21 protein-coding genes are annotated in these 22020 nt (G+C 39.2%); 9 read left to right on the forward strand and 12 right to left on the reverse strand.

The features are described from left to right. Positions 1-56: 56 nt before the first annotated feature. The 6 genes from ttcA to xerD all read left to right on the forward strand — a co-directional run bounded on the left by ttcA (position 57) and on the right by xerD (position 4518). Positions 57-989 (forward strand): tRNA 2-thiocytidine(32) synthetase TtcA, encoded by a 933-nt coding sequence (gene ttcA, locus GYX91_RS06465; protein WP_174830290.1) that lies wholly within the window; start codon positions 57-59, stop codon positions 987-989. An 8-nt stretch (positions 990-997) separates the two neighbouring features. Then, complete coding sequence (locus GYX91_RS06470; RefSeq protein ID WP_025330935.1) at positions 998-2236, forward strand: MFS transporter; 1239 nt, start codon at positions 998-1000, stop codon at positions 2234-2236. A 71-nt stretch (positions 2237-2307) separates the two neighbouring features. Beyond that, positions 2308-2691, forward strand: coding sequence for a hypothetical protein (locus tag GYX91_RS06475; RefSeq protein ID WP_084547264.1), 384 nt, complete (start codon positions 2308-2310; stop codon positions 2689-2691). A 36-nt stretch (positions 2692-2727) separates the two neighbouring features. Next, entirely contained in the window at positions 2728-3174 is a 447-nt protein-coding gene (locus GYX91_RS06480) for a peroxiredoxin (RefSeq protein WP_084550013.1), read from the forward strand. After that, on the forward strand, positions 3167-3625 hold the full coding sequence (locus tag GYX91_RS06485) for a methylated-DNA--[protein]-cysteine S-methyltransferase (RefSeq protein WP_025330938.1): 459 nt from the start codon (positions 3167-3169) through the stop codon (positions 3623-3625). Before GYX91_RS06480 ends, GYX91_RS06485 begins: the two co-directional genes overlap by 8 nt. After that, complete coding sequence (xerD, locus tag GYX91_RS06490) at positions 3619-4518, forward strand: site-specific tyrosine recombinase XerD (RefSeq protein ID WP_084550015.1); 900 nt, start codon at positions 3619-3621, stop codon at positions 4516-4518. The genes GYX91_RS06485 and xerD overlap by 7 nt, the downstream gene beginning before the upstream one ends. Before the next feature lie 324 nt (positions 4519-4842). Here xerD and GYX91_RS06495 read toward each other — a convergent pair whose 3' ends face one another. Continuing rightward, a complete protein-coding gene (locus GYX91_RS06495; protein WP_172338487.1) occupies positions 4843-4998 on the reverse strand; it encodes a hypothetical protein in 156 nt (51 codons plus the stop codon). 52 nt (positions 4999-5050) lie between these two features. Further along, the gene (locus GYX91_RS06500) at positions 5051-5266 is read right to left on the reverse strand and encodes a DUF4177 domain-containing protein (RefSeq protein WP_025330941.1); all 216 of its coding nucleotides are present in this window, start codon (positions 5264-5266) and stop codon (positions 5051-5053) included. Positions 5267-5555: 289 nt separating this feature from the next. Here GYX91_RS06500 and GYX91_RS06505 point away from each other — a divergent pair, with 289 nt between their 5' ends. Together GYX91_RS06505 and GYX91_RS06510 are read left to right on the forward strand one after the other, a co-directional pair. After that, a complete protein-coding gene (locus GYX91_RS06505; RefSeq protein ID WP_084550017.1) occupies positions 5556-6758 on the forward strand; it encodes a hypothetical protein in 1203 nt (400 codons plus the stop codon). 315 nt (positions 6759-7073) lie between these two features. Continuing rightward, positions 7074-8303: a hypothetical protein gene (locus GYX91_RS06510; protein ID WP_084550019.1), complete on the forward strand. Its 1230-nt coding sequence runs from the start codon at positions 7074-7076 to the stop codon at positions 8301-8303. A 453-nt stretch (positions 8304-8756) separates the two neighbouring features. Here GYX91_RS06510 and tssH read toward each other — a convergent pair whose 3' ends face one another. From tssH to recO, 9 genes are all read right to left on the reverse strand, one after another. Continuing rightward, entirely contained in the window at positions 8757-11447 is a 2691-nt protein-coding gene (tssH, locus tag GYX91_RS06515; protein WP_174830292.1) for a type VI secretion system ATPase TssH, read from the reverse strand. 61 nt (positions 11448-11508) lie between these two features. Next, complete coding sequence (locus GYX91_RS06520; protein WP_037392137.1) at positions 11509-11994, reverse strand: Hcp family type VI secretion system effector; 486 nt, start codon at positions 11992-11994, stop codon at positions 11509-11511. Between the two features lie 34 nt (positions 11995-12028). Continuing rightward, positions 12029-13639: an OmpA family protein gene (locus GYX91_RS06525; RefSeq protein WP_078474410.1), complete on the reverse strand. Its 1611-nt coding sequence runs from the start codon at positions 13637-13639 to the stop codon at positions 12029-12031. Positions 13640-13647: 8 nt separating this feature from the next. Further along, on the reverse strand, positions 13648-14289 hold the full coding sequence (locus tag GYX91_RS06530; protein WP_171991476.1) for a DotU family type IV/VI secretion system protein: 642 nt from the start codon (positions 14287-14289) through the stop codon (positions 13648-13650). Continuing rightward, positions 14279-15622, reverse strand: coding sequence for a type VI secretion system baseplate subunit TssK (gene tssK, locus GYX91_RS06535; protein WP_078474412.1), 1344 nt, complete (start codon positions 15620-15622; stop codon positions 14279-14281). The genes GYX91_RS06530 and tssK overlap by 11 nt, the downstream gene beginning before the upstream one ends. A 27-nt stretch (positions 15623-15649) precedes the next feature. Continuing rightward, positions 15650-15913 (reverse strand): PAAR domain-containing protein, encoded by a 264-nt coding sequence (locus tag GYX91_RS06540; RefSeq protein WP_025330949.1) that lies wholly within the window; start codon positions 15911-15913, stop codon positions 15650-15652. Positions 15914-15977: 64 nt separating this feature from the next. After that, positions 15978-17510 (reverse strand): type VI secretion system contractile sheath large subunit, encoded by a 1533-nt coding sequence (tssC, locus tag GYX91_RS06545; RefSeq protein ID WP_037392136.1) that lies wholly within the window; start codon positions 17508-17510, stop codon positions 15978-15980. 21 nt (positions 17511-17531) lie between these two features. After that, positions 17532-18035: a type VI secretion system contractile sheath small subunit gene (gene tssB, locus GYX91_RS06550; protein ID WP_025330951.1), complete on the reverse strand. Its 504-nt coding sequence runs from the start codon at positions 18033-18035 to the stop codon at positions 17532-17534. Between the two features lie 579 nt (positions 18036-18614). Beyond that, complete coding sequence (gene recO / locus GYX91_RS06555; RefSeq protein ID WP_174830295.1) at positions 18615-19346, reverse strand: DNA repair protein RecO; 732 nt, start codon at positions 19344-19346, stop codon at positions 18615-18617. Between the two features lie 179 nt (positions 19347-19525). Here recO and yegQ point away from each other — a divergent pair, with 179 nt between their 5' ends. Beyond that, positions 19526-20893 carry a tRNA 5-hydroxyuridine modification protein YegQ gene (yegQ, locus tag GYX91_RS06560; protein WP_078474241.1) on the forward strand — a complete coding sequence of 456 codons (1368 nt, stop codon included), beginning with the start codon at positions 19526-19528 and terminating at the stop codon, positions 20891-20893. A 73-nt stretch (positions 20894-20966) separates the two neighbouring features. Here yegQ and hemH read toward each other — a convergent pair whose 3' ends face one another. Next, positions 20967-21974, reverse strand: a complete 1008-nt coding sequence (hemH, locus tag GYX91_RS06565) for a ferrochelatase (protein ID WP_025330954.1) — start codon at positions 21972-21974, stop codon at positions 20967-20969. Between the last annotated feature and the right edge of the window lie 46 nt (positions 21975-22020).

Below are 22020 nucleotides of genomic sequence, written 5' to 3' on the forward strand. Positions count from 1 at the left end.
CCGGCCTTTTAATTATTGTACAATTGCAGGTATTTGCATAAATTAGTGCTGTATCCATGTCTCATACACCAAAACGCGAATACGAAAACAATAAACTGATTAAAAGACTTCGTCATCAGGTTGGCGCTGCTATTAATGATTTTCAGATGATTGAAGACGGCGACAAAATCATGGTTTGCCTTTCCGGTGGTAAAGACAGCTATGCATTATTGGACATCCTGCTCAGATTACAAAAATCTGCACCAGTACAATTTGAAATTCTTGCAGTTAATCTCGACCAGAAACAACCTGGTTTTCCTGCACATATACTGCCGGATTATCTGCAAAGTCTTGGCGTTCCGTTTCAAATTATTGAAGAAGACACTTATAGCGTAGTCAAACGGGTAATAGATGAAGGCAAAACTACCTGTGGCCTGTGCAGCCGTTTGCGACGCGGTATTTTATACCGGGTAGCCAAAGAAAATAACTGTACCAAAATTGCTTTAGGTCACCATCGCGATGATATTCTGGAAACCCTGTTTCTGAACATGTTTTACGGAGGCAAACTTAAAGCCATGCCGCCCAAACTGCTGTCAGATAACGGTGAACATATCATCATCAGACCCTTAGCCTATGTTAAAGAAAAAGATCTGATCCGGTATGCGCAAATGCTGGAATTTCCAATTATTCCATGCAACCTGTGTGGCTCACAGCCCAATCTGCAACGGCAGGTTATCAAAGACATGCTCCGGCAATGGGACAAACAGTTTCCCGGGCGCATTGAATCCATGTTTTCGGCCATGCAAAACATCGTACCCTCGCATCTGGCTGATTATCATTTATTCAATTTTGCCGGCTTGCAACGTGGACAACAACTGCCACATGGCGGCGATATTGCCTTTGACCGTGAACATTTTTCTCCAATTACAACACCAGCACAGACCGGTGATATTAATCAGCCTGCCGGTGCAGGCAAAACTGTTATTAACATTTTAGATTCTCGATTGTAAGTCCCCTTATGAAACAACCAAGAAAAAAATTAACTCCTGCAAAAGCTATGGTTGCCGCTATCAGTGGCTATGCCATGGATGGTTTTGACCTGCTGATACTCGGTTTTATGCTCAGCGCCATCAGTGCTGATCTCGGACTGAATCCTTCTCAGGCAGGTTCACTGGTAACATGGACATTAATCGGTTCTGTTGTCGGAGGTATCGTTTTCGGACATTTAAGTGATCGCTTCGGCCGGATACGCATGTTATCGCTAACCATTCTCATGTTTGCCGTTTTTACTGGTCTGTGTGCGGTTGCACAAGGTTATTACGACCTGCTTATTTACCGGGCTCTGGCAGGTATGGGGCTGGGCGGAGAGTTCGGTATCGGTATGGCTATGATTGCAGAAGTATGGCCTGCATCAAAACGTAATCGCGCATCAGCCTTCGTCGGTATCGGCTGGCAGCTGGGCGTACTGGCGGCTACCTTTATTACACCATTTCTGCTTCAGCATATCGGCTGGCGCGGCATGTTTGTTGTAGGATTATTTCCGGCTATCGTATCCTACTTTATTCGTCATGATACCAATGAACCGGAACAATTTACCCGCGAACATAAAGCAAATGGTGAGTTGTCATTTTCTGCGCGTCTTAAATTACTGGTTAAAGACCGTCAGACAGCTAAAACCAGTCTGGGCATATTTATCCTTTGCGCCGTACAAAATTTCGGTTATTACGGTTTAATGATCTGGATGCCCAGTTATCTTGCCAAAAAACTGGGATTCAGCCTTACAGATTCCGGCAACTGGACTGCGGTCACCGTTATTGGCATGATTATCGGTATCTGGCTGTTCGGTTTTCTGGCCGACCATTTTGCCCGCTGGAAAATCTTTCTGATTTACCAGATTGGTTCTTTTATCATGGTGGCACAATATGCACAGTTGCAGGACCCCACTGCATTACTGATATGCGGTGCCATTATGGGCTTATTTGTCAATGGCATGATTGGCGGCTATGGAGCACTGATTTCTGATAACTTCCCCCCGCATGTGCGTGCAACTGCCCAGAATGTATTATTTAATCTGGGTCGTGGCATTGGCGGATTAGGGCCGCTGGTTATCGGTTTTCTGGTCAAAGAATGGTCATTTTATGTTGCCTTATGCTTGCTGGCATCTATTTACCTTCTGGACATCATTGCCACTTTATGGCTGCTTCCCAAACACAATAATACCCCGTCCAATGATGACAATCTTGGCGTTATAGGCTGATTTATTATTCTTTCAGTGCAGATACACATCTCTGCACTGATTTTTTTACCATTAGGCTATGAGTAGAAATTATGACAACATTTACTAAAGTAATTTTATATACCGGAAGTGATGGTTTTGCCCGATTCAAAGAAGAAAAAATTGAATTAAACGAAGGTAATGAAAAAAGCCAGTTATCACCTTGGTTTAATGCAGAAGGGTTACAATTACGTTACAGTCCGGTGGGTTTTAAAAGTGATTTTCACTGCACTGGTAAACCACAATGGCTGATAGTATTGCAAGGAGTGATGGAAATCGGACTGCGCGATGGTAGTACCCGCCGCTTTAGTGCCGGAGAACATTTTTATTCTGCCGATACTTTACCTGAAGGCATTACCTTCGACTCAAATATTCATGGACACTGCAGCCGTCTAATTGGCGATGTACCTCTGATTACTGCTTTTATTCGCGATTAATCCAAGGTAATCAATATATACAAAGGAAAATAAATAATGTCTCAATCTATGCTGTTTACACTTCCGGATACCGAAGGAAATAACTTTAATATTGCAGAACATTTACCAGCTGTGGTTTATTTCTATCCGAAAGACAGCACACCGGGCTGTACAACCGAAGCACAGGAATTCAGTGCTTTACTGCCCCAATTCAAACAACTGGGCTATAACGTGATTGGTATTTCCCGTGATAGTATGAAAAGCCATCATAATTTTATCTGCAAATATGAACTCAACGTTACCCTACTTTCAGACAGTGAAGAAACAGTATGCAGACAATTTGATGTACTTAAAGAGAAAAACATGTATGGTAAAAAAGTATTCGGTATTGAAAGAAGTACCTTTATCCTGAATCAGGACGGGCAAATTACACAGGAATGGCGTAAAGTTAAAGCGGCCGGTCACGCCCAGATCGTATTAAATACACTGCAACAGCATGCCTAGTTACTCATATCAAGCGCCCTGCTGCTCATTAAAACTGGAATTCAGTCCTGAGCAAAAATTAAAGGCTATCCATTGGCAAACACCCTTTTCCGAAGCCTTACCTAACCTGACTGGATTCTGGGCAAAGCAGCTTGACTCCTATTTTAATGGCAGCCTGCAAAAATTTAACTATCCTCCTTCCACTGACGGCACTGCATTTCAGCAAAAAGTTTGGCAGGTTATTGCCGATATCCCCTATGGTCAGATTGCCACTTACGGAGATATCGCGCGTGTGCTAAACAGTTCACCCAGAGCCGTAGGTCAGGCCTGTGGTAAAAACCCGTTACCAATTATTATTCCTTGTCATCGGGTTGTATCAGCCAGTGGTCTGGGAGGGTTCAGCCTCAGTACCAATGCTTTTGAACTAAATATAAAGCGTTGGCTGCTTAAACACGAAGGAGCAACATGGTAAATGATACTTTACCGGCAGAACTACTCGAACCAATCGAGTCATTGCTCGAACATCTTTGGCTTAGCGAGCAGCTGGCATTCAATACACTGGAAAGTTACCGGCGGGATTTGAATAAAATTGCTCGTCGCATACAAGCCGAACATCTGAACTGGCTGAATGTAGATCCCTTGTCACTTGCATCTGCTGTATTTATCCCCAGTGAAAAACCATCTTCACAGGCACGGGCATTATCAGCCTGTAAACGTCTGTTCAGTTGGATGCATGAATATAACCGCCGTCAGGATATACCTACCGAGCAGCTGCAAATGCCTAAAAAAGGCCAATACTTGCCGGATATTATTTCCGAAACACAGATAGATGCTCTATTAGCAGCCCCGGATACCAAAACCTTTCTGGGTCTGCGTGATAAAGCCTTACTGGAACTTATGTACGCTACTGGATTGAGAGTTAGCGAAGCTGTTAACTTACGAATCAATGAAATCGATTTACAAAACGGCCTGTTAAGTACCATCGGAAAAGGAAATAAACAGCGTATGGTTCCATTAGGGGAAGAAGCAACCGACTGGCTGGAAAGTTACTTTACGGATGCCCGCCCTGCTTTACTTAAAGGACGAGCTTGTGATGCCGTATTTGTCAGTCAGAAAAAAACAGCCATCACTCGGCAGCTGGCCTGGATGATTGTGACCAAATATGCTACTGTAGCCGGCATTCATCATCTTAGCCCGCATGGTTTGCGTCATGCTTTTGCTACGCATCTTGTGAATCATGGTGCAGATTTACGTGTAGTGCAATTGCTTCTGGGACACGCTGATATCGGCACAACACAAATTTACACACATGTTGCCAATGAACGCCTGAAACAAATTGTGCTTCAGCATCATCCGCGCGGATAAAAAATTATTTGTTTATTCTGCTATGTTTAGAGTAAAAGATTATAAATCTTGAAATTTTGTTATTATTTTTTGAAGATGTAATAAAAATCTGTTCATAACTTGATATATGCTGCACAAATGAATAATACCTTATAAACTTTATCAAATTAAATGACAAAGTTATTCAATCATAAAACAAAAATATCAACCATTTAGAAAAAAGATAAACCAAGTGAAATAATAAATTACCTAATATTTATACTTAATTTAAAAAATTCGAAATCATTTAAATTTTTAACTAGTTTATTTAATATTAAACTTGGATTTTCAAGTACAAAATAAATATTATTCTAAATAATTTTTATCTTTTAGCTTTTTATCTGAGTTCAACTGATCAAGAACCACGGCTATCGCCAACAAAGCAAAGAATAAAATTCCTAAAGATATAGATATTTTTAGAAAAATTTCAGCAGGAAAAATGTCCCACCATAATTCCAGCATCAATAAGACACACCAGAATATGAAAATATAAAGGCATCCTAATCCGGCTTTTTTAACCAATATCTCTCTCCATTACTAATAAATAAGCTTCTCTTCTCCACAGTAAAAATAGACGACGCATATCTTTTTCCATTGTTACTACACGCCATCCTTCTTTAGCATTTCGATTTAGAAAGTTGGAAAATTTTACAGGATCTGCATTTGCCGCGCCCAGAAACATAGAAGCCAGAGCACCTTCCTGATAAATAACAACTTTATATTCTTTCATAAAAACTCCAAAATTTAAACCAAATTTATAAAAATTTTATGAATTATAAATTATTTTTCTCAACAAAACAATTTATAATTTATATTTACTATCATTAATTTAATTTATTTTTGCAATAACTTTTTTAAAATGGTTTTAACAGATGCTCGGCTTAAAACCTTGAAATAGATAATGTTCTCGTTATAATATCTGATTAGAATTGTAATTTATTAATTTTTTCTGGTCATTTTATTACAATTAAAATACAATTATTAACAATATATTTTGCTTATTAAACTAAGGGACTCTTATGAGATTGAAATTTACAAAAATAATATTAATGCTGGCTGTTGCCGGTATGATTTCGGCATGTGGTAATAAAACTGAAAAATCCCCTGACAAAATGGTGCGCACTGGTATTCAGCGCATTATGACAGAAGACAATCAGTTTAATTTTAGTGGTTCTTATCAGACAGAATTTATTATTCAGAATAATGAAGATAAAAATTCTTCAGAAATAACCGAGCCAATAATTGCATCAGAAGTATCTGCATCAGAAGCCTCTGCATCAGAAGAATATGATGATGATACTTCAGAATTAACAGAGTATCACCGCAAACAAATGGATTTGTATAACAAATCTATAGGGCAATTTTTAGGACAATTCGGTAAATCTTTTTCCGTACCTTTCACTGGTGCTGTAGATATGAAAAAAGGGGTGATGGAAGTGATTCCTGAAGTCCGTTATGAAGATAAAAACGTACTGATTTCTTTTAAATTTCCTACCTATTTAGATTTTAATAATTTGTCCTTATATCTCGATGGTTCTGCAATTACACATCTGTCAGATACTATGCCTTACAATAAAATGGTAATTGGTGACAAATATATGCAATTTGCTGTACCGCAGGATAAAGCACAACACATACCTGTAGCAGATTTATTAAAAAGCTTACCTAAATCTGTAGATGACAGTTATGCATCAATTGATCCGAGCGCATTCAAAAAAGTAAATGTCGACGAATTTGGAAAAACACTGGAAGCAAAATATCAGGTTAATCTGAATACAGACTATGCTTCAAGCCTTAAATATAATACTGTACTTCTACAAAGTCTTTCTAAGACTCTAAAAGAGACAGCAGCCAAGGCTGATAAGAATAATAAATATAAACCAGAAGATTACGCTTTACTGGGGAATATAATTGACGCTTTAGCTTCAATTTATTCCGATAGTGATAATGCTCTTGCAGACACTCCTATGGGTGCTTATATGAAGCAGCTCAAAAATCAATCTAATCTAATAGTAGGTAATTTCTACTTTGATTCAAAAGGTCGCATTATAGGTATTCGCATTAAGACTGATATTCCAATGGCAATAACAGGTAGGGAAGAGCCAAAAGGAACAATCAGAATAGATTATAAATTTCGGATGGATTACACCGGAAGCCCTAAATTTACCATGCAGCCTACACCACAAAACTCAATCAATATAGGGGCTCGTCTTGGTTGGTAATGATTAATTTTCTTATCTGATCTGATTTAAATTTTTTAGCCAGTATGTTTTACATACTGGCTTTTTTCATTGATAAGTTATTTATTATATGTTAATTCAAAAACATAAATCCAGACAGAATGAATCACGACAAGTATACCTTGAGTGAATTTTATAGTCCTGTCATAACAAACTACCTACTCATTTGATATATACCAAACTGTCTGCAAATACAGATACCATAAGCTCAACGGTATATATTAGGTAAACATAAGTTAATATATTTACAAATAAAATAACATCTAACAAAAAATCGGTTAATTTAAAGGGAATTTTATGGGGTTAAATTTTACAAAAATAATATTAACATTGACTCTAGCAGGAATAGTTTCAGCATGCAGCCACATAAATGACAATTCACCGGATAAAATGGTGCGTGCTGGTGTCCAGCAAATGATTTTAAAAGATAATCGCTTGAACTTCAGTGGTTCTTTTCAAGGAGAATATCATATTAATCCTAATACAAACAATGAAGATGAAATTTCTTCTGATACATCTGAAATAAACAAAACTAATGAAACACATAACAAGCTTCTAAATACTGCATCAAAACCACTACCTCAAACAGAAGCAGATGACGATGATGATGATAATGAATCAAAACCAAAAAATTCTCTGGCACCTTTTTTTGAGCAATTCAGTCAATCCTTTTCAGTACCCTTTTCCGGTGCTATAGACATACGAAAAGGGCAAATGGAAATAATTCCGGAAGTTCGTTATGAAAACAAAAATGTACTGGTTTCTTTTAAATTTCCCACCTATATAGACTTCAAAAATCTATCTCTATACGCAGATGTTTCTGCTATTACACATTTGCTAGATAAAATACCTCATACAAGAATGGTAATTGGTGACAAATATTTACAATTAGCTGTACCAAAATCTCAAATAAAAAACATGCCTTTATCCGATCTGTTAAAAAGCTTACCAAAATCAATTGATGATGGTTATGCAGCAATTGAACCGGATGCATTCAAAAAAGTAAACGTTGATGAGTATGGAAAAACACTGAAAGCAAAGTATCAGGTTAATCTGAATGTAGACTACGCTTTAATGCAGAAAATTGATAATACAATGCTTGAAAGCCTTTCAAAGGCTTTAAAAGAGGCTGCAGACAAAGCTGATCAGAATAGTAAATATAAACCTGAGGATTATGCTGCATTACAAAATATAATTGACGAATTCACTTCTACTTTTAATTCTTATTTTTTTGATGAACATGATTCTGATGACAGCGGTGTTTTTAAAAATCCCTATTTTAGTGTTATAAAGCAATTCAAAAATAATCAAATCCCCATACAATATAATTATTATTTTGATTTAAAAGGAAGAATTATAGGCATCCGTGAACAGCTAGCATTTCCTAAGGAGGTGGAGAGTATAGATGGAACAGTAAAAATAGATACCAAAATCCACCTAAAATACACAACAAACCCTAAATTTACTATGCAGCCACCTACGCCGCAGAATTCAATTAATATAATGTCTCGACCTGAACTCAATTAATTAAAATTCAATTTATCAGTTTCAAGTATTTTTAGCCAGTATACTAAAACTTACTGGCTATTTTATATTGATAATTTTTTTCTGAATGTTATGTCAAAATATGGATAAAGACTGAATTAATCACGCAGGGTATACTTTAACTGATTTTTCTATTGTTATTCATAATAAACTACTCTACACGTTTAATATATAACAAACCGACTGCAAATACATATGCCTAAATGGCTCAGTACACATTTTGGCAAATATAAATTCGTCTATTTACAAACAAAATATAAACAAAGAATCTGGGTAATTTAATTCAAACACAATTTTTATTCGATAATAATTCAATCTGTGGCTGATTAGTTTTAAAGTATGGCCAAATTAAAACTAATATGCTGATATATAAATAGCAAAAAGGACATATACTTATTTAAGTCTGCCCTTTTTACTATGTTCAGTGATTAACAGTTATATTGGCTGATTTTCGCTATTTGTTTCAGCTGCCACCTCTTTCATTGGTTCATCACTCAATGTAATGACTACGCCCTGCTCACCCAAATTAAGCTGGATATAGGCACTATTCTGGCCTTGCTGCTTTTCCAGCAATAATTGTCTGGCCAGTTCGGGGACAATTTGCTGCTGCAACATCTGTTCAAAATAGCGTACGCCCAAATCATGACCGGCTGTTGTTTGCGCCAGCGCCTCTACCAGTGTATTACTATACTCACAGATAACAGCAAATTGAGCTGCAATTTTGGCTGCAATGCGGTCTAGTTGCTGACGGATAATAATCTGCATATCGTCAGCTGATAACGGACGAAAAGCCAGTACATTCATACGCCCGAGCAAAGCAGGAGCAAGAACTTCCCGGATGGGCTGATCGACCAGTTCCAGTCGGGTTGGTAAATCGGCATCAGGAGCATTTTGTAAAGCTTCGCTGCCCAGATTGGATGTCATCAGCAGAATGGTGTTTTTGAAGTTGATGATGCGCCCTTCTCCGTCTCGCATAACACCCTGGTCAAATACCTGATAGAAAATATTAAGCACATCCGGATGGGCTTTTTCTATTTCATCTAGCAGTACTACTGAATAAGGACGCTTACGTACTGCTTCAGTAAGGACTCCGCCTTTGCCATAGCCCACATATCCCGGAGGCGCACCTTTAAGCTGAGCTACTGTATGCGATTCCTGATATTCAGACATATTGATGGTAATCATTGTATCTTCACTACCAAAAAGTGATCTGGCCAGCGCTTTGGCTGTTCTGGTTTTGCCAACGCCGGATGTACCTGTTAGCAGGAATACACCAAGTGGTTTGTTGGGTTCGCCAAGTCCGGCTTTCTGGGTACGAATATGATTAACAATACTACTAACGCTGTCTTCCTGACCAATTACTTCACTGTTAAGTTGTTCAGATAAGGTCATCAGACGCTCAATTTCATCATCCAGCATGCGACCGGCAGGAATGCCTGTCCATTCACTAATTACACTGGCAATGACTTGCTGATCTACATCCAGGCTAATGTTTTGCTGCAATTGCTGAAAAGACTGATTATGTGTATGCAGATTGCTTTCGTGCTCATCTTTTGTACGCGCATCCAGTACTGCCTGAGCAGCTTCTTGCTCCTGAACAAATTTTTGTTTTTCTTCTTCTATTTCCTGGTCTAATTGCTGTAGCTGCTGCCGGCACTGTTCCATTCTTTCGTTATCTATCTGATGTCCGAGAAGAGTATCCTGTTGCAGACGGTCGATTTCTTCTTGAAGTGCGCTGTGCAGGGAGATTTTTTTAATCAGATTCAGTGGTAATGTTTGCATACCAAGTCTGACTTTAGCTGCAGCGGTATCCAGTAAATCGATGGCTTTATCAGGAAGCTGACGATCCGGTAAATACCGACGTGACAATGTAACAGCGGCTTTAATCGCATCATCTTTGATATGTACCTGATGATGTTCTGCATAGAGTTTAGCAATACCGCGCAGCATCTGACAGGCTTTTTCATCATCCGGTTCATCTACTTTTACCGGCTGAAAACGGCGCTCAAGAGCAGCATCGGTTTCAAAATATTGTTTGTATTCAGACCAGGTTGTTGCTGCGATTGTACGCAACTGACCACGGGCAAGTGCAGGTTTGAGTAAGTTGGCTGCATCAGACCCTCCGGCCTGATTACCGGCACCAATAATGGTATGAGCTTCATCTATAAACAGGATGGTTGGTTCGGAAGCATGCTGAATGGCTTCGATTACCGTTTTCAGGCGCTGCTCAAATTCACCTTTCAAGCCGGAACCTGCCTGTAAAAGCCCCATATCAAGAGCAAGAATATGGGTATTTTTCAGATGGCTGCCCACTTCGTCATTGGCGATTTTCAATGCCAGCCCTTCAACAAGTGCTGTTTTACCTACTCCCGGTTCACCTACCAATATTGGATTATTTTTACGTCGTCTGCTCAAAATATCTTCTATTTGGCTGATTTCTTCATCCCGTCCGAAAATTGCATCAATATATCCGTCTCTGGCTCTTTGAGTAAGATCGATGGTAAAACGTGACAAGGCTTCCTGTTCTGCCGGCGATTGTTTATCCTGTAAGTTACTGGTATTAAGTATATTCTGTGTGGCTGGTGTTTCAGCAGGTTCTGCTGCTTTACTATCGGTATCTATTCTCTTGGTGAAGATCGCATCATTGTCTGTGTTTGCTTCAACTGAGTATTTATCAAGCCATCGTCCTGCTTCAGCCAGTTGTCCTGCTCTAAATATCAGTAACTGCCATAAATCTGTAAGTGTGAAGATGCTAGGAATTTTCTGGATAGCTTCAAGCAAATGCAATGAGCGGACTTCTTCCTGTCCGTGTTCAATAGATGCCAGCATCCATGCCTGCTCTATCCATTTAAGTAATGCGCGTGAAAGCTCAGGTTTCTGGGGTACTCGCTGCCAGGGCAATTTATCCAGTCCTGCCAGCAAATCATCCCACAACCGGTTGATGTTGATTTCGTTCTGGCGTAATAAGAGATTCAGGTCATTATTATCTGTTTCAAGTAATTTGACGAGAAAATGTTCAGGCAATATTTCATGATGACCACGGCTTAAACAGAAGTTAGCAGCCTCATTCAGTGCCCGTGCACAATTTTCATTGAGTTTTCTTAATAATTGCATTGAATCTTTCATTACGGCTCCGACTAAATACTTAAAAAGGCGCACAGATGCGTGCGCCTTGAGTTAATTAAAATTAACGGTTCTCAACCCAGCTGTCGGAATGAACAATATTGCCATCCTTGTAAGCCCAGGTAATTTTTTCGTAACGCAATTCCACTTCTTCAAGATGGTTATAGCGTTCTTTACTGGTTTCTTTAATGTTGTGCATTTTAGGACGCACAGCCACTACTTTCACATTTTCAAGCAGGGTGTTGAAATATTCTTTCTCCTGACCTGCATCGTCAATGCGATACCATTTAAATTCTAGAGATTTAAGGTTCTGACCATTGGTTACTGCTTTGTAAAGATATGGTGAAGAAGCATCATATTCTTTTACAAAAGAAATAGGTTTGTGTACACGAGTACCTGTCAGTTTACCGGTATTGCCGTCAGTAGGAATATAAACTTCGTGATCGAATGCCAATACTTCTACTGTGCCTTCACGATTCTGTACAGTTACAGAGCCTTTAACCTCTGAACCACCGTCATCCTTGATCCATAAGTAAGCAGGAATTGCCATATGAATATCCTTTAATTAGTTAATAAATATTACATTAGTCGGTATGATTCATATCAACCAAGGTAATTTCGACACGACGATTTTTACTACGCCCTTGCGGGTCGTCGTTGGTTGCTATGGGTTTACTATCCCCATATCCCTGTACAGTAAAATGGTCTTCCGGAAAGGTGGATGCACTCACTAGCCAGTCACGTACAGCTTCAGCTCTGTGAAATGACAGAGTTTTATTGCTGGCGGCATTTCCGGTGTTATCGGTATGACCATCTATTAGTACTCTTTTATTCGGGTTTGCCTGTACCCAGGTTAAAACCCCTTGTAAAACCAGTTTCGCATCCGCTTTAAGCTGACTCTGACCCACGTCAAACAATGCTGTGGTATCTAAACGGATAATTTGTTTTTTCTGCTTCTCTATCTGGAAAGAATTTATGTCTTTATTGATAACTGGTAATAATTCAGTAGCATGATATAAACCAAATCCCATTCTTCTGGGCTCACCGAATGTCTTATAATCCTGTAAGGTCTGCTGAATGATTTTTAAATTTTTAATACTATCTATACGTTCATTTTCAAGGTGCTGAGGTATTGCTATATATTGCTGATGAGCAGCAATAACTTCCTGCAGCCATTTTTTATTTTGAACAAACGAATACTCGGTACCAATAAGAATGAACATCAGGAAACAGTCAATTGCGTAGCACAGATATTTTGCACCTTTACTTAAATAATGCTGGCGAACAAAGCTATTCTCAATAACCGGAAAATTTTTCAGACCGTTAACTGTAAAAACATGAGTCGGACTAACAAATCCAGTTTTTTCAATTTCAAATTTACGCCAGCCTGCTTGCTGATTAGTATTGAAACTGTTTAACCAGACACATGACATCATATACAGAGAATAACGATATGATTTTTCCGGTAACAAATTTTTAATCACATATTTACTAAGCCATTGCTGATTCAGATAAAGTGTGGATGTAGTTGTATAGTCCAGATGTTCCGGCTGTCGGGCATTCAATGCTGCTCTGCTATCCAATTGTTTTTGTAAACAGGAAAAGTACTCTTGCACATCTGTACGCTCCCTGCACAAATGGTTACTATTGTTTTCAGGCCAGTAATCAAGATTTTCATTAAGCAGATCGGTATGGATACCCAATGTCAGCGGTAGGCAGCGTTTGTATGAAGCCTGAATAGTTTCGATTTCTTGCCGCCATTGTGAAATACGCTGCTCTAATGCTGCCACATGAGGATATTTATCTGGATTAAGTATCAGAAATATACCGTTAGCTATTTTATTCTGTTCATCCAGATTCTGATAAATGCTGATTAACTGCGCACAGTCTTCTACCCTGATCCACATTGAATCACGCAACAGTCTCCAACGTTCAGAAGATTCTATCCAATCAGATATATCATCGCCTGCTACGAGAATGATGCGCTGGGATTTAGGTATATTGTACAGACTTGCTGCACTTTGCTTACGAAACCAAAATTGATTCTGATACCACAGAAATCCACATGCCAGTACTATGAGTATACTCAAGCATATTTTGATTACCCAGTATATATCCCAAATTTGCCAGATAAAATATAGCGACAGGCAAACAATCCAGACAAGCAGTAATGTGTAATAAATGCGTTTACTCATTTGGTACCTTATCCAATACTGGCAACCAGATTACTGAGATATTTATTCAGCACCAGATATATAACCACAGTGAACACCAGAAAAGCTAAACACCAGCTCACTGTCGAAAAAGAACGTATAGTAATCGGGCGCAATCTTCGATTAGTCTGAAGTGAAGGAATGATTATTTCAGGCAAATGCGAATCAATTTTGGTAATGAGTTCATTACGAGCATGTGTTTCTTCAAATAAATATTTACCATTAAATCCAAGAGCAAATACCAGCTGCCAAACACTTAAAAGCCAGAATGACGGATCCGGTTTATGTAATTCAGTTTGAATATCTTCAAATAATTGTATACCAGCATCATACTCACCAAATTGGGATACCTGTAACGGGCTGTTTTCCCAAATTGATTTACTTTTGCTATCTAAAAAGCGTAAGGCAAGCTCATCAACAAGTGCAAACAATGCATACTTTATCTGTTTTCGCTCATGCTCAGGCAGGTGATTTTCACTCAGTTTCTGATCAAACTCTGAAACAAAATGAATAGCAAGCAACTGCACTTCATCCATATCCTGAATGGCATGCCCTAAACTTAACCGCGTTACAAATAAAATATAATTACGTAAATTTTCCCGTACGTAATCTGGAATTTCGTTATTCTTCATTTGGCACCGCATATAATTCGATATTTAATCCATCAAATGAATTAGGTGAATAAATACAGCATGATCTGGCTGCTATCATGGCTTTAAAGCCCGGGTGCGACTTATCTAATGCAAAATAGGTAGCTTCTGAACGCATGGGTAATGCGCTGGGTAAACGCTGCATCATTCTTAATGGAATACCATTGGATGCTGACGGCAGAATTCGCTCAACATCATCAGGAGAACCAATCTTACATAGTTTCGGAAAGCGTTCCTGAAGTTCATATAACGGAACACTGGCACGAACAGAAATATAGTAATCTGTGTTTTCATCCAAACGTGCATCTAACAGATGACCAATCCAGCGGGTATTACCAACTTTTTCAAGATCCACCAGTACCAGTACTGTAGGTATAACTGTATCCAGCAGCTCTATAAGCATTTCATTTAACCGGATGAATGTTGTACCTAAATTAAACGGATCATATTGCGGTATGTCTTTGATACTGGATTCAATTGAAAACGACAGCAGACTTCCAACCAAACGTGCCAGTAAGATGTAGTAGTTTTCTGGTGCAATATTTTTATGTGTTTGTAACAGCACCATTTCCGGTATAGACTGATTGAGTATGTTCAGCAGCCAAAATAATGAAATATCGGATACAAGAAAGTCTGCTGATTGCTGATTACGTTCTTTTCGTAATGAACCAAGACGCTGACTTTTATTAAGCAGAATTTGTATCTGTCTTGACAGCATCTCCATTAGAAAAATATTGCTGCCAATAAAGAATATTGGCGGTATATATTGTGCATCAAGCTGCCAGATATTATTTTGATTTTTAATCAGACGAAGAATGGGTATTGCCAAAAAATTCTGACGGTTCTCATGAGAGAATTTCAGGCTGAAATTCAATCTTTTTTCTGCAATTTCTGTTTGCTGGCTACCGTAAAGATCAGTAACCGAAACAAACTGTTTAGAAAATCGTAATGGTGCATTACTGCTGTTTTCAAGCAGATTACTGCCTACGGTATTTAGTTCTGGTAATGTTAAATATACTGTTGTTTCGAGTATGTCATCCGGTAATTGTGATAAGTCACGGGCAGGCGGCAGAAACTGCATCTGCTGTGAATCAAACCAAGTACCATCCTGAAATGATACTGCACAATCCGATAATTTAAGCTTTTTCAGAGTGAGACTATTAGTGTCTATTTCCATACGCATTACGCCCCATGGCATAATTCGCGTACACTGCATTATGCTAAAGGCATTTGCCTGTTGCAGTAATTCCTGTTGCTGGAAAATTTGTGGCAGCAGTAAGGTACCTTCGTACCAAATCGGATTGATGATTTTCAACTTACAACCTGTTCTAAATTAGATAGATTATTCACATTTAGCTAATGATTGTTTGGATAACAATCGAGCACCACAGCTGGTTTTCATGTTTTCGAGAACCATAAGACGCCCCTTTACTGTTAGCTTGGGATCACCTTCTACAATGTAATGAGTACCACTACATTTCGGACAACTAACTTTATCGCCTTTACGTGCTACCGGTCTTCCTTCAATTTTTGCGATAGGATCACCTTCAAGTACTACCCCACCATGTGTAGTGGTATCTCCCTTACAAATAATAGCGCGTGACATTTAGCAATCCTTTATGGTTATCTACCGATAGGGAACTATCGGTAGATTTTTCGCTTATACCGGATTATTTTTTAGCTTTTGGCATTTGAGATACTAATGAAAGATTAATATCCATACCTTCAATCTGGAAGTGCGGAATGACAAATAGTTTAATTTTGAAGAAACCCGGATTATCTTCAATATCTTCTACTACCACTTTTGCCTGACGTAACGGATGTGAAGCCTGCAGCTCATCACTTGGATCAGTCATTTCTGTAACCAGATTCTGTATCCAGTTATTCATTTCCACTTCCAGAACACGCCGGTCTTTTGTCATACCGATATTTTCGCGCTGAATCAGTTTCAGATAATGAGCCAGACGTGACAGCAGGAAAATATAAGGAAGACGTGAATTGATACGGCTATTGGCTGTCGCCTCTTTAGTATCGTACAGGGCTGGTTTTTGTGTTGAATTTGCAGAGAAGAAACATGCAAAATCATGATTTTTGTAGAACGATAATGGCACAAAACCCAGATTGGCAAATTCAAATTCCCGTGTTTCAGGAATTAATACTTCCGTCGGAATTTTCATTTGTGCGCCGGAACCCAGATCATATAAATGAATCGGCAGATTTTCAATCAGTCCGCCGGCCTGCGGGCCACGAATCTGAACACACCAGCCATTTTTAATAAAGCTTCTTACCATGTTAGCTGCAAATGCAAAGGTGGCATTAGCCCACAAATAACGATTGTGATCAGGGCCTTTAACTTCTTCACTGTAATTGAAACTCCGTACCGGTACTGTTTCACTGCCATAAGGCAAACGTGCCAGAAAGCGCGGTAGAGTAAGACCGATATAGCGGGCATCATCAGTATTGCGGAAGCTGTTCCATTTGATGTATTCAGCACGGTCAAAGTAGTTGCCGATATCTTTGATTGAGGCAACCTCTTCCATTGTTTCTTTACCAAAGAATTGAGGACCTACAGAACCAATAAATGGCATATGTGCAGCAGCGGAAACTTTTGAAATATTTCTGAGCAGCTCAATGTCCTGAGGGGAGCGGTCAAATTCATAAGCCGAAATGATTGAGGCAAAAGGCTGTCCGCCTGGGGTGTCATATTCGTTAATGTAAGTATGGCTATACAGACCGCTTTGGATGACTTCCGGTGAGTCTTCAAAATCGCGAATCAGAGCATCTTTTGAAACATCAAGTACATCAATTTTGACATTTTGACGGAAATCGGTACGGTCAACTAAGAATTTCAGACCACGCCATGTACCTTCAATTGCCTGAAATTCAGGATGGTGAAGAATATTGTCTAACTGATTGCTGATTAATTTGTCCAGCTTGGCAATATGGAAATCCAGTAAGGATTTATCCAATCTGTCTACAGTTTGGGCACTGTCCTGAATCATTTTCAGGAATACGTTTATCGCTACTGAGATACGTTCATTGGTAGCAGATTCAGATAATGCTGTATTATTGGTGTAATGGTCAAAAGTCGGAGCTGTAGAGACGGTATTCAGATTTATTTTATCAAATAATGATTCATAAACAGACTGTTGAACAGCATTTCCCTTTTTAACGGAACCAGCATTCTGCACATTTTTTTGCATACTTATTTTCCTCTGCGGTATTTATTCTTTAGAAATGATCGGTGAGATTGCTTCAAGTTCTTTGCGCAACTCATCAGAAAGGTTTTTGTCCTGCAGAATTTTTTCCAGTTCTTTGCGTAAAACTGCATTGTCCAGAATATTGGACTTCAAATCTCTCAGCAGATTTCGCATAGCTAGCAACGATTTCAGTTCAGGTACTTGCTGAACAATCTGTTCAGGATGAAAATCTTTCATTGATTTGAATTCAAGATTCACAGGAATTTCGGAATTATCATCAGCCAGAGCATTTGGAACAGACAGTTTTACGGCTGGATTCATTTCAGCAAGCACTGCATCAAAGTTGTTTTTATTAATTGAAACTTTTTCACGTTCTGCCAGCGGAGTATCGCTTTCTTTGAAGCTGAAATCGCCAGCCACTAATAAACGCAAAGGTAATTCAACTTGTTTTTTAGCACCTCCTGTATGTAAATCCAGTTTAATATTGACACGTGCTGGTGGTACTTCGTTCTGAAAACTTTCTGACATGATTACTCCTTGTTGAAATTTGAATACTGATAACAGATCAGAGTCATTACATTACTGCGTTTTGATACGGAATATATAGCAAAATGAAAATTTTCAATAAATTTTGTTTTAAAAATTTAATAATAATTAAGTTACAACAGCTTTAAATTAATTGGAAGTTAAATTAAATTTTATTCTGCCCATATATACATGTTTTAACTTATTTTGACTTATTTTGGTTACCAAGTAAATAATTTTATAAAATTTAATGCTATATTGATTACAAAAATCATTTTATCTGTCGTTTATTAACCAATTTTTTTCATAAATTTTATCTATGAAAAAATTAGTTAAATATTAGCCATAATAAATATTAAATTTTTAAAATTATTGTAAAGATTTCTTTTATTGAATATATGTAAATAATTATTTTTTAAATGAAATATAATTTTCAGCTGATAATGTTCTGAACATTTTTTATTCAATTTAACCAAAAAAATATAATTATTTTATTGATCATAAAATAAAATTTTATAGAAAAAAACTATAATCTAATTGTGAATTCATTTTTTTTATTTTTCAAACCAGGTTTCTTTATTCCTATACGGTATATTGCTGCAATTGTTTTAATACACGCCGGCTAAGGATACCTTCAGGCAGACGAAAATCCAGAAGCATACGTGTCAGCCTTATGGCCTCGGTATGCCATTCAGGCTGTTCAGCTAGTGAGCGGTTATTTAATGCATTCAGAGTGTGTCCGTGAACAACAATACCATTTTCCTGCGCTGACATCTGTGCCTGCATCAATAAAACAGGGGCATGTTCGGCGCGCAGCCAGTAGCGTTCATGATTAATGATCCCCTTCCCCTGACTATCCTGACTAATATCAGGAGCAATACCTAAAGCACGCAGTAATGACCACTCAAAATAACGCAGTGCAGATAAGTGTTCGCCGTTTGAAATATGTTGTAGTACGGTATGTAGTGCCGCGTGAACATCAGGTAACGGATCCTCCCGGGCTGTTAGTTTTAGTACCAGCTCATTTACATACATGGCACTGAATAACGCCTGATTCTGAGGCTGAGGCCAGCCGCCTATCCATTCTGCCCGGTGCAGAGTTTTCAATTCATTATTCCCATACCAGGATAGCTGTAGCGGCACAAAAGGAACGAGTACACCTCGCAATTCACTTTGCCGGCGCCTCGCACTGCGCGCCAGCATCACTACTCTGCCATAATCCCGGGAAAATACTTCAATTTGCAGACTGCTTTCACTCCATGGACGGGAGGTAAGCAAGAAAGCAGGTTGATGATTGATGCGATTATTAGACATAGCCGTTTTATGTCAGATGTGGATTTTTCAATTATAGCCGGTTATGGCATGCAATTGACCATATACAGGAAAAAGTGGATAATTCTATTAACAATATAGACTATATTTTTCAGGCAGCCGGCTATTTTAAAGCCGGCTGCCTGAATGTATTCGAAATAATCAGGAAAGTTTAAATACCCATGAAAGCACCAGAATTATTATTGCCCGCTGGTGGACTGGAGCGGATGCGCACAGCCTTTGATTATGGCGCAGATGCTGTTTACGCCGGCACGCCGCGTTATTCTCTGCGCGCACGTAATAATGAATTTGCACATCTGCCAGTACTGGAACAGGGTATTACTGAAGCACATGCACGCGGAAAGAAATTTTTTCTGGCCAGTAATATTTTGCCACATAACGCAAAATTGAAAACTTACCTGGCCGATATGGAACCGATTATTGCTATGCAGCCAGACGCGCTGATTATGGCTGATCCGGGTCTTATTATGAAAGTGCGTGAAAAATGGCCGGAAATACCGATTCATTTATCCGTTCAGGCTAATACCACCAATGCTTGGGGGGTACAGTTCTGGCAAAGTATCGGCATAGAACGTATTATTCTGTCGCGCGAACTCAGTATTAATGAAATTGCCGAAATCAGGCAGCAATGCCCGGATATTGAGCTGGAAGTATTCGTTCACGGAGCTTTGTGTATTGCCTACTCAGGCCGCTGCCTGCTTTCCGGTTATTTTAATCATCGTGATCCTAATCAAGGTACTTGTACAAATGCTTGTCGCTGGGATTATAAAGTACATAATACGGCTGATAGCGACAGTGGCGATGCTCAATTATTACCCGATTTTGACTTTAATCAGGCGAAAAGTCTGGCTGATAATGCATTATATGGCTTAAATGACCAGCAACGTCACCCGCTGGCAAATAAAGTCTATCTGATTGAAGAAGCAAACCGGCCTGGTGATATGATGCCCATAATGGAAGATGAGCATGGCACCTATATCATGAATTCCAAAGATTTACGCGCGGTAGAACAAGTCGCCAAACTGGCAGAAATCGGTGTAGATTCTTTAAAAGTAGAAGGCCGGACTAAATCAGTCTATTACGTAGCCCGGGCAGCACAGGTATACCGTCGTGCTATTGATGATGCAGTTGCAGGTAAACCTTTTGATTATAGCCTACTGGCAGAACTCGAAGGATTGGCCAACCGGGGTTATACCACTGGTTTTCTGGAACGGCATCAGACACAAGAGTACCAGAATTACCTTTCCGGACATTCTTTATCAAAACAAAGTCAGTATGTAGGCAAAGTTACGGCTGTTGATTCTGAAGGATGGGCAACCATTGAGGTAAAAAATAAATTCAGCCTTGGTGACCAGCTGGAAATTATTCATCCGGGCGGTAATCAGATTATCCGCCTTGAAGCAATGACACGTAAGGGCTATCCGGTAGAAGTAGCTTCCGGAAACGGAATTGAAGTAAAAATTCCGCAGATGCTCGGCAAAGATAATGCCCTGATTGCACGAATTATTCCCCAGGCAGAAGCTAATTAAATAAGCTGCTGAAAAAGCCATAGTGATATTACACTATGGCTTTTTTATTATCCGTTTCAGATATTTGTGTAATTTACAGCCAGCCTTGTAAATGCTGCTTCACTAGCGGAGCCAGTATTTCAACCCATTCATGCTCACTATTCATACAGGGAATATACTGAAACTGTTTTCCGCCATGCGCCAGAAAGTCTGCTTTACCGCGAATATTGATTTCTTCAAGTGTTTCCAGACAATCAGTAACAAAACCCGGACATACGACATCAAGTCTGCTGATTCCGGCCTGAGGAAGCTGGATAAGCAAATCCTGAGTACTTGGTCCGACCCAGGGTGCATAGCCAAAGCGGCTCTGAAATGCCAGCCGGTATTCATCTGCTTGCAGACCAAGTTCTTCTGTGAGTAAACGGGTCGTGGTTTTACAATGCTCAACATAACTATCGCCAGCCTGATGCTGAGCCTCTGGTATACCATGAAAGCTTATTAATAAACATTGCCCTCTGCCATGCTTTTGCCAGTATGTCTGAATATGTCTGGCCAGTGTTTTTATATAATTGTTATCTGCATAAAAGCCGGTGATACTTCGTACTGCCATTTGTACACGCTGCTTAAGCATCACCCGCCATACCTGATCCAGTGCAGCACCACTACTGGAACCCGCATATTGCGGATACAACGGCAACACCAGCAAATTCTGCACACCAAGCTGTTTCATTTCCTGCATAACATCAATTACGCTGGGCTGTCCGTAGGTCATAGCAAAACGGGTAATAACACCGTCTGGCATAGCACTGGCTAAAGAAGCACTAAGTAGTTGTGTTCCGATTAATAAAGGAGAACCAGCCTCCTGCCAGATGGTGCTGTACGCGTGGGCACTTTTACGCCCGCGAACAGGCAAAATAATCCCGCGTAATATTAACTGCCATAAAAAACGCGGTAATTCGACTACACGCTGGTCGGATAAAAATTCGCGTAAATACGGGCGTACAGCCTGAGGTTCAGGTGCAGCAGGTGTACCGAGATTCAGCAATAAAACACCAATTGCCGGTTTAGAAGTTTTTGGTTCAGAAAGAAAAATTTTTGACATAATATTTGGCAGCAATCAATTATCAGTCAATCAGATAAAAGTACTG

It is taken from the genome of Snodgrassella sp. ESL0304 (assembly GCF_013344995.1).
Taxonomy (GTDB): domain Bacteria; phylum Pseudomonadota; class Gammaproteobacteria; order Burkholderiales; family Neisseriaceae; genus Snodgrassella; species Snodgrassella alvi.